The sequence below is a fragment of the Mycobacterium interjectum genome (assembly GCF_900078675.2).
Lineage (GTDB): Bacteria > Actinomycetota > Actinomycetes > Mycobacteriales > Mycobacteriaceae > Mycobacterium > Mycobacterium interjectum.
Genome location: NZ_LT546237.1, coordinates 1,858,836 through 1,873,621, shown reverse-complemented (window position 1 = coordinate 1,873,621; position 14,786 = coordinate 1,858,836). Strand labels below are relative to the sequence as shown.

The following is a 14,786-nucleotide window of genomic DNA, read 5'->3' as shown; positions in this document are numbered from 1 at the left end:
CCCGCCACGACGATGACCGCCAGCGCCCACCACACGTAGGACGCCCCGACGAGTTGGCGCCACCAGTTCGCGGTGGTCTCGTGGTGCTTGGGCAGCAGGTCGATCGGCGTCCACCGCATCAGCGCCACCCCGGCGACGCTCAGCGCGCCCAGCGCGACGTTGCGGCGCCGCCAGGCCAGCACCCCGGTCACCAGCACCGTCGGCAGCGCCCAGACCCAGTGGTGTGACCACGACACCGGCGAGACGACCAACCCGAACAGCGCCACGCAAATCACCGCGAGGATGGGCTCACCGGCGCGCAGCACCCGCCGCATCGCCCAAATCGTCGCCGCCAGGACGAGCAGGCAGGCGATCACCCACAGCGGGAAGCGTTCGTGCTCGCCCAAACCCAGCCGGGCCAGGGTGCCCGCGATATTCTGGTCGGTGTTCAGCGCGGCCTCACCGATGCGGTCGGTGTGGTGGACGGTGTGGGTCCAGTATTCCCACGAATCGCTCCATGCCAGCGCGAAGCCCAGCAGGGTCATCGCCGCGAACGACGCCAGCGCGGTCAGCGCCGCGCGGTTGTCGCGGCGCAGCAGGAAGTAGAGCAGAAACACCGCAGGAGTCAGCTTGAGCGCCATGCCCAGGCCCAGCAGCACCCCGCGCGGCCACGGCAGGCGGCGCGGCACGCAATCGGCGATCACCAGGGTCATCAGCACGACGTTGATCTGGCCGAAGGCGAAGTTCGACGTGATCGGTTCCAGCCACATCGTCGCCGCGGCCGCGATCAACACGGCCAACCACAGCCGCCGCAGCCACGCCGCGCCGGGCAGCACGGTCGACGTGGGCCACACGTCCAGGCCGGTCAGCAGGATCGCCGTCGAGACAACCAGCAGCACCAGCGTCAACGCCGTGATCGCGACGCTGGCGGCCGGCATGTGCAGCCAGGAGAACGGGCAGAACACGATGGCCGCCAGCGGGGGATAGGTGAACGGCAGGTTCAGCCCGATGGGTGTGTGGAACAACACATCTCCGCGGTACAGCGGGCGCCCGTCCAGCCAGGCCTGGCCGCCCATCTGATAGATGTCGATGTCGATGCGGTACGGCGTGTGCCCGAACAGCCGTCCGGCCACGTAATACATCGCCGCGGCCGCCACCAGCCAAAGCAGGCACCACAGCACCACCCGCCCGGGTTGACTGCCCACGCCGGGGGCCCGCCATCTACTCATGTCGCAGAACAGCGTAATCGGTGACCGAGGGAGGCGGGCTGTGTGTCGCAGCGCGGCTCCCGCCCTGTCGGGAAATGCAGGCGTAGGTTTCTAACGTGCTCCACTGGTTCGTGTTCGGGGTGGCCCACTGGTTCGCGCACGACATCATCGACCGCGGCCGGCTGCCGTTGCTGTGCTGCCTGGTCGCCTTCATCCTGACCTTCTTCGTGACGCGGACGTTCGTGCGGCTCATCCGGCGCCGCGCCGAAGCCGGGCGCCCGACCCGGTGGTGGCACCCCCGCAACGTGCACGTCGGGGAGGTGCACATCCACCACGTGGCCTTCGGGGTGGTTCTGGTGATGCTCTCCGGACTGACGCTGGTGACGCTGCCGGTCAGCGGGCAACGACTCGAATTTACCTTGGCGGCAACCCTTTTCGGGGTCGGAGCCGCGCTGGTGCTCGACGAGTACGCGTTGATCCTGCACCTGTCCGACGTCTACTGGGAGGAAGACGGCCGCACGTCGGTGGACGCGGTGTTCGCGGCGGCGGCGGTGGCCGGGCTGCTGATCATGGGCCTGCACCCGCTGATGTTCTTTCTGCCGTTCTGGCACGCCGCCGATTCGGTGGCGCTGCGCGCCGGAGTGGCCGGCGAGCTGGTGTTCACGTTGCCGCTGGCCGTGGTGGTGGTGCTCAAGGGCAAGGTGTGGACCGGTTTGCTCGGCATGTTCATCGTCGTGCTGCTGGTCATCGGCGCGATCCGGCTGTCGCGCCCGCACGCCCCGTGGGCCCGGTGGCGCTACACCGCCCAGCCCGACAAGATGCGACGCGCGCTGCAGCGGGAGCGACGGCTGCGCCGCCCGGTGGTTCGCGCCAAGCTGTGGGTGCAGTGCGCCATCGCCGGCACCCCGCGCCTGCCCGACAGGCGCACGGTCGACGCCCAGCTCGACCACGACGTGCATGCCGCACCTGCGCCGACGGGGCCCATCCTGATCAGCAGATAGGCTGCGCCGGTGCGGTATTTCTACGACACCGAGTTCATCGAGGACGGCCGCACCATCGAACTGATCTCGATCGGGGTCGTCGCCGAGGACGGCCGCGAGTACTACGCCGTGTCCACCGAATTCGATCCCGAGCGCGCCGGCAACTGGGTGCGCACCAACGTGCTGCCCAAGCTGCCGCCGCCGTCGTCGCCGTTGTGGCGCTCGCGCAAGCAGATCCGGCTGGACCTGGAGGACTTCTTCGGGGTGGCAGGCGCCGAGCCGATCGAGCTGTGGGCGTGGGTGGGGGCCTACGACCACGTCGCGCTGTGCCAGCTGTGGGGGGCGATGCCGGCGCTGCCGCAGGCGATACCGCGTTTCACCAGGGAATTGCGGCAATTGTGGGAGGAGCGCGGGTCCCCGCGGATGCCCCCGCGGCCGCGGGACGCCCACGACGCCCTGGTCGACGCCCGCGATCAACTGCGCCGGTTCCGGCTGATCACGTCGCCCGAGGGGCGTTCGCCCTGATCAGCGTTCGGAGAACCCCGGTTACCATGGACCGATGAACTGGACCGTCGACATCCCGATCGACCAGCTGCCGCCGCTGCCGCCGTTGTCGACCGACCTGCGCGCGCGACTGGATGCCGCACTGGCCAAGCCGGCTGCCCAGCAGCCCAGCTGGGATGGCGAACAGGCCGCGGCGATGCGCACGGTCCTCGAGAGCGTGCCGCCGGTGACGGTGCCGTCGGAGATCGTCCGGCTGCAGGAACAGCTGGCCCAGGTCGCCAGGGGCGAGGCCTTCCTGCTGCAGGGGGGCGACTGCGCGGAGACGTTCGTCGACAACACCGAACCCCACATCCGCGGCAACATCCGCACGCTGCTGCAGATGGCCGTCGTGCTGACCTACGGCTCGAGCATGCCGGTGGTCAAGGTGGCCCGCATCGCCGGCCAGTACGCCAAGCCCCGTTCGGCCGACGTCGACGCGCTGGGCCTGAAGTCCTACCGCGGGGACATGATCAACGGCTTCGCCCCGGATGCCGCGGTGCGCGAGCACGACCCGTCGCGGCTGGTGCGCGCCTACGCCAACGCCAGCGCCGCGATGAACCTGGTGCGGGCGCTGACCTCCTCGGGGCTGGCGTCGCTGCACCTGGTGCACGACTGGAACCGCGAATTCGTCCGGACCTCGCCGGCCGGCGCACGGTACGAGGCGCTGGCCACCGAGATCGACCGGGGCTTGCGGTTCATGAGCGCCTGCGGGGTGGCCGACCGCAACCTGCAGACCGCCGAAATCTACGCCAGCCACGAGGCTTTGGTGCTCGACTACGAGCGGGCCATGCTGCGCCTGTCCGACGTCGAGGGCGGGGAGCCGCAGCTGTACGACCTGTCGGCGCACACCGTGTGGATCGGCGAGCGCACCCGCCAGCTCGACGGTGCGCACGTCGCGTTCGCCGAGGTGATCGCCAACCCGATCGGCGTCAAGATCGGTCCGACGATGACCCCGGAGCTGGCCGTCGAATACGTGGAGCGGCTCGACCCGCACAACAAGCCCGGACGGCTGACGATGGTGAGCAGGCTGGGCAACAACAAGGTGCGCGACCTGCTGCCGCCGATCGTCGAGAAGGTCCAGGCCGCCGGGCACCAGGTGATCTGGCAGTGCGACCCCATGCACGGCAACACCCACGAGTCGTCCAACGGCTACAAGACCCGGCACTTCGATCGCATCGTCGACGAGGTGCAGGGATTCTTCGAGGTGCATCGCGCGCTGGGCACCCATCCCGGCGGCATCCATGTCGAGATCACCGGCGAGAACGTCACCGAGTGTTTGGGTGGGGCACAAGACATTTCGGACACCGACCTGGCCGGCCGCTACGAGACGGCCTGCGACCCGCGGCTGAACACCCAGCAGTCGCTGGAGTTGGCGTTCCTAGTCGCCGAGATGCTGCGCGACTAGCTTTCCGCGGCGGGCGGCTCCAGCGCGGTCAGCCAGTCGGTAACCGTCGCGACGTAGGTTTGCGGATCGGCGCTGTGCATGGCGTGGGGCATCTCGGGAAATGTGCGCAGCGTGAAGGAATTCCCGGTGCTTTCCACCAGCCTGCGGACGTGCTGGACCTGCCGATCGGAAATCGCACCCAACAGGTTGCCGGTCTGGGGATCCTCGAAGTGGAAGTGGTGAGTGAAGAGCACCGGCACCTTGACGTGGGTCAGCATCGACTCGTGATCGCAGTTGAGCGCGACCCGGCCGGAGAAGAACGCATCGCCCCACTCCGGGTCGTATTCGCGCAGGTTCTGCGGTGGTTCGGCCGAATTGGCGGCGCCCGCGGCGATCTGCAGCTGCCGAAGCCACTCGGGCAATTCGTTGGCCATCGCGGCCTGCATGCCGGCATAGTCGCCGATGGACCATTGCGGGCCCAACCATTTGTGCCACAGCCGAAAGATCGACCCGATACTTTGCCGGATCGATTGCCCGACAGCCGGATTGGTTTCCGAGGTGAATAGCGGTGGGTCTTCGTAGACGGCCGCGCGGACCTGACCGGGCGCGGCGAAGGCCGACAACCACGCGGCGATCACACCACCGGACGACAGCCCGCTGACCACCACCGGCCGACCGATGACTCGATCGATGAACCGGACCAGGTCACCACCGAAAAGATCGAGGCTGTACCGACCTGGCGTCCAGGTGGAGCGACCCTGTCCGCGCAAATCGATGGCATACACCTGGTAGCGGTCGGCGAGCAGCTTCATCGCCTGCTCGTAACCCCACCACGATTCGCTCTGGCCGGGTATGAGCAGCAAAGCGGGGTCGGCGGGGCGGCCGGCGACGGCGTAGTTCATCCTGATCTCGCCGAGGTCGGCGAGGTGCTCCGGGTAGTCGTGCTCGACGAAGACTTCCGGATGGTCGCTGTGCTCGAGGTAGGCGACGGGAGTTCACTCCTTGCGTGTCGTGACCGTGGCGCTTCCGGGCCGTCGGTCTCGTAGATTACGCCTCGGCGACCTTCAGAACTCTGCCGGCGAGGAACTCACAGCAGGCCGCTGAGGTTGCTTCCGATCGTCCAGGCCACGGTCGCGACCAGCCCGGTGAGCGCCAGCACGATCGCCACCCAGATCAGCACCATCCGCCGGGCGCGCTGACGCGCCCAGACGAATTCGCTCATCGCGATGCCGGCGAATTCGCCTGAGACCGGCTGGTATTGGCCGTCGGGCTCAGGCTCGGGCCGGCGGGAGGCCGGGCGCGCCGGCTCGGCCCAGTCCTGCGGCCCGCGCGTCAGCTGCCGGGTCGGGTGGCGGACCGGTGCGGCGGGCGGGCGTGAGGGTTGCGCGGCCGCCAGGCGCTCGCTCATCCGGAGGTGGTGCAGCGCGGCCGACCGGTGCTGGGCGGAGTTGCGCGGCGCCGGCACCCGGAAGGCGGGCAGGGCGAGTTCTTCGGCGATCGCCTCCAGGTCGGCGCCCATCTCGACCGCGTCGGCGTACCGGTCGCCGGGGTCGCGGGCCGTGGCCCGCAGCACGAATTCGTCGAATTGCGTTGGCACGCCGTCGATCGCGGCGCCCGGCGGCGGCACGTCGGCGTCCAGCCGCCGGTAGGCGACCGACAGCGCCGAGTCTCCGGTGAACGGCGCGCGCCCGGTCAGTAGCTCATAGGTGAGGATCCCGGCGGAGTAGACGTCGCTGCGCGGGCCGGCGTTGCCGTCGCGCACCTGCTCGGGTGACAGGTAGGCGGCGGTGCCCAGGATCACGCTGGTGGAGGTGATTCCGGCGGCCGCGACAGCGCGGACCAACCCGAAGTCGGCGATCTTGACGTCGCCGTCGTCGGAGATCAGGACGTTCTCGGGTTTGACGTCGCGATGCACCAGGCCGGCCCGGTGCGCGGCGGCCAGCCCACCGAGCACCGGGCGCAGCACCGCGGCGACGGCGTGGGGCGGCATCGGCCCGCGCTCGGCCAGCAACTCGCGCAGGGTTCCGCCCTCGATGAGCTCCATCACCAAAAACGGGTGCCGGCCGTCCAGGCCCTGGTCATAGACCGCGACCAGCCCGGGGTTTTTCAGCCGGGCGACCGTGCGGGCCTCGAGCTGGAAGCGGGTGAGGAATTGATCGTCGCCGGCGTAGCGGGCGTCCATCACCTTCACCGCCACCGGGCGGTCGAGGCGCACGTCGAGGCCGCGATACACCGTCGAGGTGCCGCCGCTGGCGATCCTGGACTCGACCCGGTAGCGACCGTCCAGCAACGCGCCCTCCATCGGGTCCCCCGTCCCAGCTGCGGCCACGGGGCCATAGTAGGTGCGGCCGGGGAATCGGGCTCAGAACGCCCGTCCGACGCGCGAAGCTGGGCCTACACTGGCGCGATGAGCAGTGTTCCGGCCGGGGACGACGTGCTAGACCCCGACGAACCCATCTACGAGCTGCCCCGGGTCGCCGAGTTGCTCGGCGTGTCGGTCAGCAAGGTCCAGCAGCAGCTGCGGGAGGGGCACCTGGCCGCGGTGCGGCGTGGCGGCGGTGTGGTGGTACCCCAGGTGTTTTTCACGAATTCCGGCGAGGTGGTCAAGAGCCTGCCCGGGCTGCTGACGATCCTGCACGACGGCGGCTACCACGAGACCGAGATCATGCGCTGGCTGTTCACCCCCGACCCGTCGCTGACAATCAGGCGCGACGGCACCCGGGATGCCATCAGCAACGCCCGTCCCGTCGACGCCCTGCACGCCCATCAGGCCAGGGAAGTCGTGCGGCGCGCGCAGGCTATGGCGTACTGACCGATTCGGTCTCCGGCGCCCGGTACAGCGCGTACCAGGCGGCCAGCGCGCACGCGGTGGCCAGCGAAACGTGCAGCCACGAATANGCGCGGCCGCGAGCGTCGCGAGGGCCCGTTCGGTCAACGCGGCGATGCGCCGCTCGGCGGCGGCCAGCGCGCCCAGCGACTCGATGACCTCGCGCAGTTCGCCCACCTGGGCGTCGGTCAACCGTGCGCCGATCGAGGTGCGTAACAGGTTGGCCGCCAAGGGATCCGACCTGTCCGCCAGCTCCACCGCCTCAGCCAGCAGCACGGTTCGCTTGCCGGACCTCAAGTCGTCGCCGGACGGCTTGCCGGTGACCTCCGGGTCCCCGAAGACGCCCAGCACGTCGTCGCGCAGCTGGAACGCCACGCCGAGGTCCGTCCCGAACTCCGCGAAGGCGGCCTGCACCTCTGGTCGGTCCGCGGCGGCGGCCACACCGAGCTGCAGCGGCCGCGCCACCGTATAGCAGGCGGTCTTGTAGGTGTCGACGTTCATCGCCGACGCGATCGACTCGGCGGCGCTGGCCTCGGCGACGATGTCGAGGTATTGCCCGCCCAGCACCTCGGTGCGGATGTCTGCCCANCCCGTCCGGCTTGAAGATCACCATGGCCGAGGTGGACAGCCCGGCGATCGCGGCGACCGCGCGCCGGGACTGGGCCAGCGGCGCGGCCACCGCCAGCGGCCAGGAGTAGTACCAGGGCAGGGCGGCGGGGACGAACAGCACCACGATCAGCATCGACCAGGCGATGCCGGCCAGCGCGGCGCGGTCGTCGCGCCGGAATCGCCACCACAACAGCGGCAACGACACTGCGATGATCGCGATGCCGATGAAGCGGGTGACTCGCAGGATGGTGTAGAAGTCGACCGCAAAGAAGCCGGCGCCCAGGGCGTGGATCACGTTGGCGACCGCGGTCGGCACGGTCAACCAGTTGATGATCTTCACCGACCCGGCCAACGCGGTCAGCCACCCCAGCCCGACGCCGGCCACCGCCGACAAAATGGCGAACACGACGGCGAAGGTCAGCACCGATATCGCCGTGGCGACCAGGAACGCGGGGACGGCGCGGTATCCCCGGCGGTCCCGCAGATGCCGCATCCATACCCACACCAGGAACGGCAAGGAGATGCCGGCGGTGGCCTTGACCGCGATCGCCACCGATATCAACACGACGCCCAGGACGTGACGCCCCCGGAAGGTCAGCGCGATCCCGGCGGCCATCAGGCCCACCATCAGCATCTCGTTGTGCACCCCGCCCATCAGGTGGATGAGCACCAGCGGGTTCAGGACGCAGATCCACAGCGCCAGTGCGCCGTTGGTGCCCAGCTGGTGCGCCAGTCGAGGGGTGGCCCAGATCAGTAGCGCCAATCCGGGCAACATGCACAGGCGCAGCAGCATGGTCCCGGCGATCACGTGGTTGCCAACCGCCATCGTGACCAGCTTCGCGATCAGGATGAACGCCGGTCCGTACGGGGCGGTGGTGATGGTCCAGATGGGACTCACGTTGTCCAGCAACACGTTCGGGTTGGCGACCGGACCGACCGCGTAGGGGTCGAAGCCGTCGCGCAGGAGCGCCCCCTGCGCCAGGTACGAGTAGGTGTCGCGGCTGAAGACGGGCACCGACAACAGCAACGGCGCCAACCAGAAGGCGGTGGTCGCCCTCATGGTGAACTCGGTCGCCCTGCCCGCCAGCGCGAGCCGGCCCAGCCGCACCCACGCGATCAGCATCAGGCCCACGCCCGTCCACAACACGATCGACGACAGCACCAGCCCGTGGCCGAAGCGCAGCCAGGACAGGTGCAGCGCTTCGAGCAGGGGGTCGTGCGGCTTGGTGCTGCCGGCGCCCAGCCCGCCCAACGTGATCAGCACCGCGCCCAACAGGCCCAGCTTCGCCGGGCGCCCCTGCGGGGTGGCGGCGAACCCGGCTAGGCGTGAAAAATACTGTGCCAGAGATCTTTTGGCCGACGAATCGTCGGTCGGGGCGGGTGACGGGGTTGACGGGGTCGATGGGGTCGTCATCGGCTCAGGCGGACCGATTCGTGGCCATCCCGGCCAGCTCGGCCAGACCCGCCTTGGCCGCCGCGTCGATGGGCGCGGCCGCGAGCGTCGCGAGGGCCCGTTCGGTCAACGCGGCGATGCGCCGCTCGGCGGCGGCCAGCGCGCCCAGCGACTCGATGACCTCGCGCAGTTCGCCCACCTGGGCGTCGGTCAACCGTGCGCCGATCGAGGTGCGTAACAGGTTGGCCGCCAAGGGATCCGACCTGTCCGCCAGCTCCACCGCCTCAGCCAGCAGCACGGTTCGCTTGCCGGACCTCAAGTCGTCGCCGGACGGCTTGCCGGTGACCTCCGGGTCCCCGAAGACGCCCAGCACGTCGTCGCGCAGCTGGAACGCCACGCCGAGGTCCGTCCCGAACTCCGCGAAGGCGGCCTGCACCTCTGGTCGGTCCGCGGCGGCGGCCACACCGAGCTGCAGCGGCCGCGCCACCGTATAGCAGGCGGTCTTGTAGGTGTCGACGTTCATCGCCGACGCGATCGACTCGGCGGCGCTGGCCTCGGCGACGATGTCGAGGTATTGCCCGCCCAGCACCTCGGTGCGGATGTCTGCCCACACGCGCCGGACGCGCCGCCGGGCGTCGAGCGGCAACTCGAGGCCCAAGACGATGTCGTCGGCCCAGGCCAGCGCCAGGTCGCCGAGCAGGATGGCCGCCGACGTCCCGAACCGCTCGGGCGAGCCGCGCCAGTCCCGGTCGCGGTGCAGCGCCGCGAAGCGGACGTGGGTCGTCGGCCTGCCGCGCCGGGTGGACGAGTCGTCGATCACGTCGTCGTGCAGCAGCGCGCACGCGTGCAGCAGCTCCAGCGCGGAAAACAGCAGTAACGCTTCGGGATCGGGATCCCCGGTCGCCACGGCCCGCCAGCCCCAGTAGGCGAAGGCGGGGCGCAGCCGCTTGCCCCCGCCCAGCACGAAATCTTCCAGCGCCGCGATCAGGACGTCGAAGTCGGCGCCTTCAGAGCTGATGTAGGCGCTCTGGGCGCGCCGGTCGTGCAGGTACCGCCGAAGTTCCGCGGTGATCGCGCCGGTCAACTCGACGGTCGCCGCTGCGGGTGCGGCTTCTGGGCTCAGCGCGGCGCCCCTTTCTGCTCGGCATGTCTCTAGGGCCGACAGTTTATGTGGCGTCCGCGCCCCCAGTTGCTTCGACTGCCTCACTATCCCGCCCCTATGCTGGCGAGGGTGTCCGGGCGCTGCGTGGCGCAGCGCGGCCCGGTCCGGCAAGGAGAGGAGCCGCGTGAGCCTCAACACCATCGCGCTCGAGCTGGTGCCCCCCAACGTCGAAGACGGCAAGGAGCGGGCGCTCGAGGACGCGACGAAAGTGGTGCGGTACGCGGCCGAATTCGGCCTCGAGGGCCGGATCCGGCACGTGATGATCCCGGGCATGATCGCCGAGGACGACGATCGTCCCGTCCCGATGAAGCCGAAGCTCGACGTGCTGGACTTCTGGTCGGTGATCAAGCCGGAGCTGCCCGGGTTCCACGGGCTGTGCACGCAGGTCACCGCGTTCATGGACGAGGCGTCGCTGCGCCAACGGCTCACCGACCTGTGCGACGCGGGGATGGAGGGCGTTGTCTTCGTCGGTGTTCCGCGCACGATGAACGACGGGGAAGGCTCCGGCGTCGCGCCGACTGACGCCTTGTCGATCTATCGCGAGCTGGTGGGCAACCGCGGCGTCATCGTGATCCCCACCCGCGAGGGCGAACAAGGCCGGCTGAACTTCAAATGCAACCAGGGCGCGACGTACGGCATGACGCAGTTGCTGTATTCCGACGCGATCGTGGGCTTCTTGAACGACTTCGCCAAGAACACCGATCACCGGCCCGAAATCCTGCTGTCCTTCGGCTTCGTGCCGAAAGTGGAGAGCCGCGTCGGCCTGATCAACTGGCTGATCCAAGACCCGGGCAACGCCGCCGTGACCGGCGAGCAGGAGTTCGTCAAGAGGCTGGCCGCCAGCGAACCGGATAAGAAGCGCCAGCTCATGGTCGACCTGTACAAGCGCGTGATCGACGGCGTCGCCGGGCTGGGCTTCCCGTTGAGCATCCATTTCGAGGCGACCTACGGGGTTTCCGGGCCCGCTTTCCACACCTTCGCGGAGATGCTGGCCTACTGGTCGCCCGGCGAAAACACGCCGCGCTTGCGGTCGCCCTAGCTGCGCGGTTGGTCGCGCGGCGCGGTAAACCGCGGCGAGCGGTCACGGCTCATCCAGGCCAGCAGCGCCACGACGCCGGCCGCGGCAAAGGACGCGATGCCCAGCCACACGCCCGCCCCGGTGAAGTTGCGGGTGTTGGGGTCGGTGTAGCGGGCGTTGGCCGTCATGGTGCTCACCACGCCCGGCTTGAGCTTCCAGGACACCACGTCGGGCTCGACGCGGTCGCCGTTGGTGGAGGTCACCACGCCGGGAAAGGCGACGGTCAGCTCGACGTCGGCGTCGTTGTCGGTCACCGACGTCAGGTCCGCGCGGCCCTCCAGGATCACCAGGTTGCCGTTGCGGCGCAGCGACAGGTTCACGCCTTGGGCGTCGGAGTTCATGTTCGCCAGCTGCGGCAACTCGGCGAAGGTCAGGTCGGAGAACACCGCCTGCGACCCCACGTAGCCGTCGCTGTCGTAGTTCGACACCGCCACCTTCTGGCTGAACGGCAGGTTGTTGGTGTCCAGCTGCGGACCGGTGTCCTTGGCCGTCTTCGGCTTGGCCGCCGCGATGACCTCCCCGGACACCAGATCGTCGGGCGAGATGGTGAGCGACGCCCGGACCCGCAGGCAGCCGCTGGCCAGCGGCACGATGAGCAGCAGCATTGCGATGGCCAGCAGGCGGCGCCGGCGGGAGGTGAACCCGCGGGCTTGAAGCGGGGGAGGGCTGGCGTGCACGAGGTCATCGTGCCAGATCCGCCTCACTGAAGCGGCAGCGCGCGGCCCAGGATCGCGAACGCGCGCGGGTCGCCCGCGAAGTGGTAGCCGCGGATGACGTCACTGAAGCCCAGTCGCCGGTACAGCCGCCAGGCCCGGTTGGGTTCGCCGTTGGTCTCCGGCGTGGAGAGCAGCACGTTCTCCTCCTCGCGGGCCGCGAGCAACCGGCGGGCCAGCGCCTCGCCGAGGCCGCGGCCCTGGGCGCGCGGATGAATGTGCAACTCCGTCAACTCGAAGTAGCTGGTCATCAGCCGGGCGATCTCGGCAGGCGGACAGCCGCCGCGTTGCAGCCCCAGGACCACCTGCTGCTGCCACCACTGCCCGGGTGCCCCGGGGTAGCCGTAGGCCACGCCGAGCAAAGGCGCGTTGCTCAGGTCAGCGGCCGGATGCCCGCCGGATGCCTCGGCCGCCTCGGCTTCCACGGCGGCGACGCCCTGCCACCCGCGACGCCGGATGTGCTCGAGCCACATGGCCGCGCGCTGGTTCTCGGTGCCCCGCGGGTATCGCATCGCTTCGACATAGACCCTGAGGGCGTCACTGAGACGGCGCTCCATATCGTTCGGCGGCAGATCGATGAGGAATATCGCCAACTCGCGGTGCCCTCCTCATCCGGTGGCTTCAGGTATTCGGTTCGGCCCCGTGCCGCTGTCGCCATTATCCGACGCGGTTGTCCTCCGCGCGCCGAGCGGTCGCGACAGGGGCCTGCGGGGGCCGCTGGACCCCCCGCTGTGGCAAGCGGGTTACCGCGCGCCGTCGCTGTGGGCCGCGCCGGTGTCGGGGTGCGGCCGGGATAGAATCGCTGCCGAAGCGGTGGTACAGCGCAGATTGACCTCGTATCATTTGTGTTAGTTGCCTTTACAACGGGCATCCGCGTGCTATCGATAGTTACGTGCCAAACTGTCGGCAAGGAGGGACGAATGCCACTCTCCGATCATGAACAGCGGATGCTCGATCAGATCGAGAGCGCACTTTACGCGGAAGACCCCAAATTCGCGTCGAGCGTCCGTGGCGGAGGGTTCCGCGCGCCGACCGCGCGGCGGCGCCTGCAGGGCGCGGCGTTGTTCGTCATCGGCCTGGCAATGCTGGTTTCCGGGGTGGCGTTCAAAGCCACGATGATCGGAAGTTTCCCGATTCTGAGCGTGTTTGGGTTCATCGTGATGTTCGGCGGGGTGGTCTACGCGATCACCGGGCCGCGGCTGGCCGGCAGGCCGGACCGTTCCGGGTCGGCGCCCGGGTCGGCGCGCCAGCGGCGCAGCAAGGGCGGCGGCTCGTTCACCAGCCGCATGGAGGACCGGTTCCGCCGGCGCTTCGACGAGTAGCGAATCGCACACGACACGGGGTAGCCGCCGCGGCTGCCCCGTTTTTCGTGCCCGGGCCGCGCTGAGCGGCCGCGGGCGGCGAGTCCCGTCTGAATCCCAATCGATCCCAAATCGAGTCCGGGGGCATGGATCGCGCCCCACCGCGCCCCACCGAGGCGCCCCACCGCGCCCCACTCGGCCATTTCACGCCTCTGACGTGGGGTTTTCGTAGATCACGGCCGCCTAACGACCGGCCCGCATCGACCATCGGGTGGCCTTATGGCGGCCGCCGGTGGCGGACAACCCGGAAAAGTCGGTGACGACACCCCAACAATGGGGAAAAGTGGGGGACTGTGGGGTATGGTGGCTGAAGTGTTTGGGTGACCGATGTGGGAGGTGAGCTGGTGTTTCTCGGCACCTACACGCCCAAACTCGACGACAAGGGGCGGCTGACGTTGCCCGCCAAGTTCCGCGACTCGTTGGCAGGGGGGTTGATGGTCACCAAGAGCCAAGACCACAGCCTGGCCGTCTACCCGCGGGCGGAATTCGAGCAGCTGGCGCGGCGGGCGAGCAAGACGTCGCGCAGCAACCCCGAGGCGCGAGCGTTCCTGCGCAACCTCGCCGCCGGCACCGACGAGCAGCATCCCGACGCGCAGGGGCGAATCACGTTGTCGGCCGACCACCGCCGGTACGCGAACCTGTCCAAGGACTGCGTGGTGATCGGAGCGGTCGACTACCTCGAGATCTGGGATGCGCAAGCCTGGCACGACTACCAACAGACCCACGAAGAGAACTTCTCCGCGGCCAGCGATGAAGCACTCGGCGACATTATCTGAGGCGCGTGCCCGTGCATCGTGGCCTCTGCCCGAACCGACCCTGGCGTACTTCCCCAACGCCAGGTTCGTGCCTTCGGACAGGGACCCGGGTGCAGGGGCCGCCCGCCAGGTCCGGGGAGGCGTTGCGGTGGAAGATGTTTCAGACGAGTTCGGCCACGTGCCCGTCCTGCTGCACCGCTGCGTCGAGCTGCTCACCCCCGCTCTGACGCGCCACAACTCCGACGGCTCTGGAGCGGTCCTGGTCGACGCCACCCTCGGCGCGGCCGGGCACGCAGAGCGCTTCCTCGCCGACTTTCCCGGCCTGCGGCTGATCGGGCTCGACCGCGACCCCAGCGCGCTGGACATCGCCCGGCAGCGGCTGGCCCCGTTCGCCGACCGAGTCACGCTGGTGCAGACCCGGTATGACCACATCGCCGGAGCCCTGGCCGAATCCGGCTACGCCGCAGTCGAATCCGTCGACGGCGTGCTCTTCGACCTCGGCGTGTCCTCCATGCAGCTCGACCGCGCCGAACGCGGCTTCGCGTACGCCCAGGACGCACCGCTGGACATGCGGATGGATCCGGCGTCGCCGCTGACCGCGGCCGACATCGTGAACACCTACGACGAGGCGGCGCTGGCCGACATCCTGCACCGCTACGGCGAGGAGCGCTTCGCGCGCCGCATCGCCGCGCAGATCGCCCGCCGGCGCGCCCGGACCCCGTTCACCTCGACCGCGGAGCTGGTAGCCCTGCTCTACCAAGCGATTCCGGCGCCCGCCCGCCGCACCGGCGGGC

Annotated in this window: 14 protein-coding genes and 2 pseudogenes; 8 read left to right on the top strand and 8 right to left on the bottom strand. The window is 69.4% G+C overall.

Annotated features, from left to right (window positions below):
- A partial coding sequence (locus tag BN4348_RS43285) for a glycosyltransferase 87 family protein (protein WP_066913397.1) occupies positions 1-1,208 on the bottom strand: 1,208 nt, incomplete at its 3' end.
- Between the two features lie 95 nt (positions 1,209-1,303).
- On the opposite strand from BN4348_RS43285, the gene BN4348_RS43280 reads away from it, so the two are divergent.
- From BN4348_RS43280 to BN4348_RS43270, 3 genes are read left to right on the top strand one after another with little or no spacing between them, the layout of a single operon-like run.
- Positions 1,304-2,188, top strand: coding sequence for a hypothetical protein (locus BN4348_RS43280; RefSeq protein ID WP_066913388.1), 885 nt, complete (start codon positions 1,304-1,306; stop codon positions 2,186-2,188).
- A 9-nt stretch (positions 2,189-2,197) separates the two neighbouring features.
- Positions 2,198-2,692, top strand: a complete 495-nt coding sequence (locus tag BN4348_RS43275; RefSeq protein WP_066913386.1) for a polyadenylate-specific 3'-exoribonuclease AS — start codon at positions 2,198-2,200, stop codon at positions 2,690-2,692.
- Positions 2,693-2,726: 34 nt separating this feature from the next.
- Entirely contained in the window at positions 2,727-4,115 is a 1,389-nt protein-coding gene (locus tag BN4348_RS43270) for a class II 3-deoxy-7-phosphoheptulonate synthase (RefSeq protein ID WP_066913385.1), read from the top strand.
- Here the strand turns inward: BN4348_RS43270 and BN4348_RS43265 are convergent.
- Together BN4348_RS43265 and BN4348_RS43260 are read right to left on the bottom strand one after the other, a co-directional pair.
- Positions 4,112-4,996, bottom strand: a complete 885-nt coding sequence (locus tag BN4348_RS43265) for an alpha/beta fold hydrolase (protein WP_066913383.1) — start codon at positions 4,994-4,996, stop codon at positions 4,112-4,114. The two genes, BN4348_RS43270 and BN4348_RS43265, sit on opposite strands and share 4 nt — an antisense overlap.
- 185 nt (positions 4,997-5,181) lie before the next feature.
- Complete coding sequence (locus tag BN4348_RS43260; protein ID WP_167670470.1) at positions 5,182-6,423, bottom strand: protein kinase domain-containing protein; 1,242 nt, start codon at positions 6,421-6,423, stop codon at positions 5,182-5,184.
- Positions 6,424-6,501: 78 nt separating this feature from the next.
- Here BN4348_RS43260 and BN4348_RS43255 point away from each other — a divergent pair, with 78 nt between their 5' ends.
- Positions 6,502-6,906, top strand: a complete 405-nt coding sequence (locus tag BN4348_RS43255; RefSeq protein ID WP_066913379.1) for an Rv2175c family DNA-binding protein — start codon at positions 6,502-6,504, stop codon at positions 6,904-6,906.
- Positions 6,907-6,987: 81 nt separating this feature from the next.
- Here the strand turns inward: BN4348_RS43255 and BN4348_RS43250 are convergent.
- The 3 genes and pseudogenes from BN4348_RS43250 to idsA2 form a co-directional block, all read right to left on the bottom strand.
- A pseudogene (locus BN4348_RS43250) lies at positions 6,988-7,509 on the bottom strand (polyprenyl synthetase family protein); the annotation flags it as partial.
- A gap of 1 nt (position 7,510) precedes the next feature.
- Positions 7,511-8,944, bottom strand: a pseudogene (locus BN4348_RS43245) (alpha-(1->6)-mannopyranosyltransferase A); the annotation flags it as partial.
- A 4-nt stretch (positions 8,945-8,948) separates the two neighbouring features.
- The gene (idsA2, locus tag BN4348_RS43240; protein WP_066913377.1) at positions 8,949-10,007 is read right to left on the bottom strand and encodes a bifunctional (2E,6E)-farnesyl/geranyl diphosphate synthase; all 1,059 of its coding nucleotides are present in this window, start codon (positions 10,005-10,007) and stop codon (positions 8,949-8,951) included.
- Between the two features lie 202 nt (positions 10,008-10,209).
- On the opposite strand from idsA2, the gene BN4348_RS43235 reads away from it, so the two are divergent.
- Positions 10,210-11,124 (top strand): mycobacterial-type methylenetetrahydrofolate reductase, encoded by a 915-nt coding sequence (locus tag BN4348_RS43235; RefSeq protein ID WP_066913375.1) that lies wholly within the window; start codon positions 10,210-10,212, stop codon positions 11,122-11,124.
- Here the strand turns inward: BN4348_RS43235 and lppM are convergent.
- Positions 11,121-11,768, bottom strand: coding sequence for a lipoprotein LppM (gene lppM / locus BN4348_RS43230; RefSeq protein WP_066913395.1), 648 nt, complete (start codon positions 11,766-11,768; stop codon positions 11,121-11,123). The genes BN4348_RS43235 and lppM overlap by 4 nt on opposite strands.
- A gap of 95 nt (positions 11,769-11,863) precedes the next feature.
- Positions 11,864-12,469, bottom strand: coding sequence for a GNAT family N-acetyltransferase (locus BN4348_RS43225; RefSeq protein ID WP_066913373.1), 606 nt, complete (start codon positions 12,467-12,469; stop codon positions 11,864-11,866).
- A gap of 327 nt (positions 12,470-12,796) precedes the next feature.
- Between BN4348_RS43225 and BN4348_RS43220 the strand changes: the two genes are divergently transcribed.
- The 3 genes from BN4348_RS43220 to rsmH form a co-directional block, all read left to right on the top strand.
- Positions 12,797-13,198, top strand: coding sequence for a DUF3040 domain-containing protein (locus BN4348_RS43220; RefSeq protein ID WP_066913369.1), 402 nt, complete (start codon positions 12,797-12,799; stop codon positions 13,196-13,198).
- Positions 13,199-13,581: 383 nt separating this feature from the next.
- Positions 13,582-14,013 carry a division/cell wall cluster transcriptional repressor MraZ gene (mraZ, locus tag BN4348_RS43215; protein ID WP_066913393.1) on the top strand — a complete coding sequence of 144 codons (432 nt, stop codon included), beginning with the start codon at positions 13,582-13,584 and terminating at the stop codon, positions 14,011-14,013.
- Positions 13,988-14,786 (top strand): 16S rRNA (cytosine(1402)-N(4))-methyltransferase RsmH (gene rsmH / locus BN4348_RS43210; RefSeq protein WP_084454203.1); only part of this gene is annotated, 799 nt, incomplete at its 3' end. The genes mraZ and rsmH, both read left to right, overlap by 26 nt.

What these genes read in the sequence shown, in the direction of transcription:
- BN4348_RS43255 (WP_066913379.1), top strand. Translation starts at nt 6,502, where the DNA reads ATGAGCAGTGTTCCGGCCGGGGACGACGTGCTAGACCCCGACGAACCC.
- BN4348_RS43220 (WP_066913369.1), top strand. Translation starts at nt 12,797, where the DNA reads ATGCCACTCTCCGATCATGAACAGCGGATGCTCGATCAGATCGAGAGC.
- BN4348_RS43265 (WP_066913383.1), bottom strand. Translation starts at nt 4,996, where the DNA reads ATGAACTACGCCGTCGCCGGCCGCCCCGCCGACCCCGCTTTGCTGCTC.
- BN4348_RS43270 (WP_066913385.1), top strand. Translation starts at nt 2,727, where the DNA reads ATGAACTGGACCGTCGACATCCCGATCGACCAGCTGCCGCCGCTGCCG.
- lppM (WP_066913395.1), bottom strand. Translation starts at nt 11,768, where the DNA reads ATGCTGCTGCTCATCGTGCCGCTGGCCAGCGGCTGCCTGCGGGTCCGG.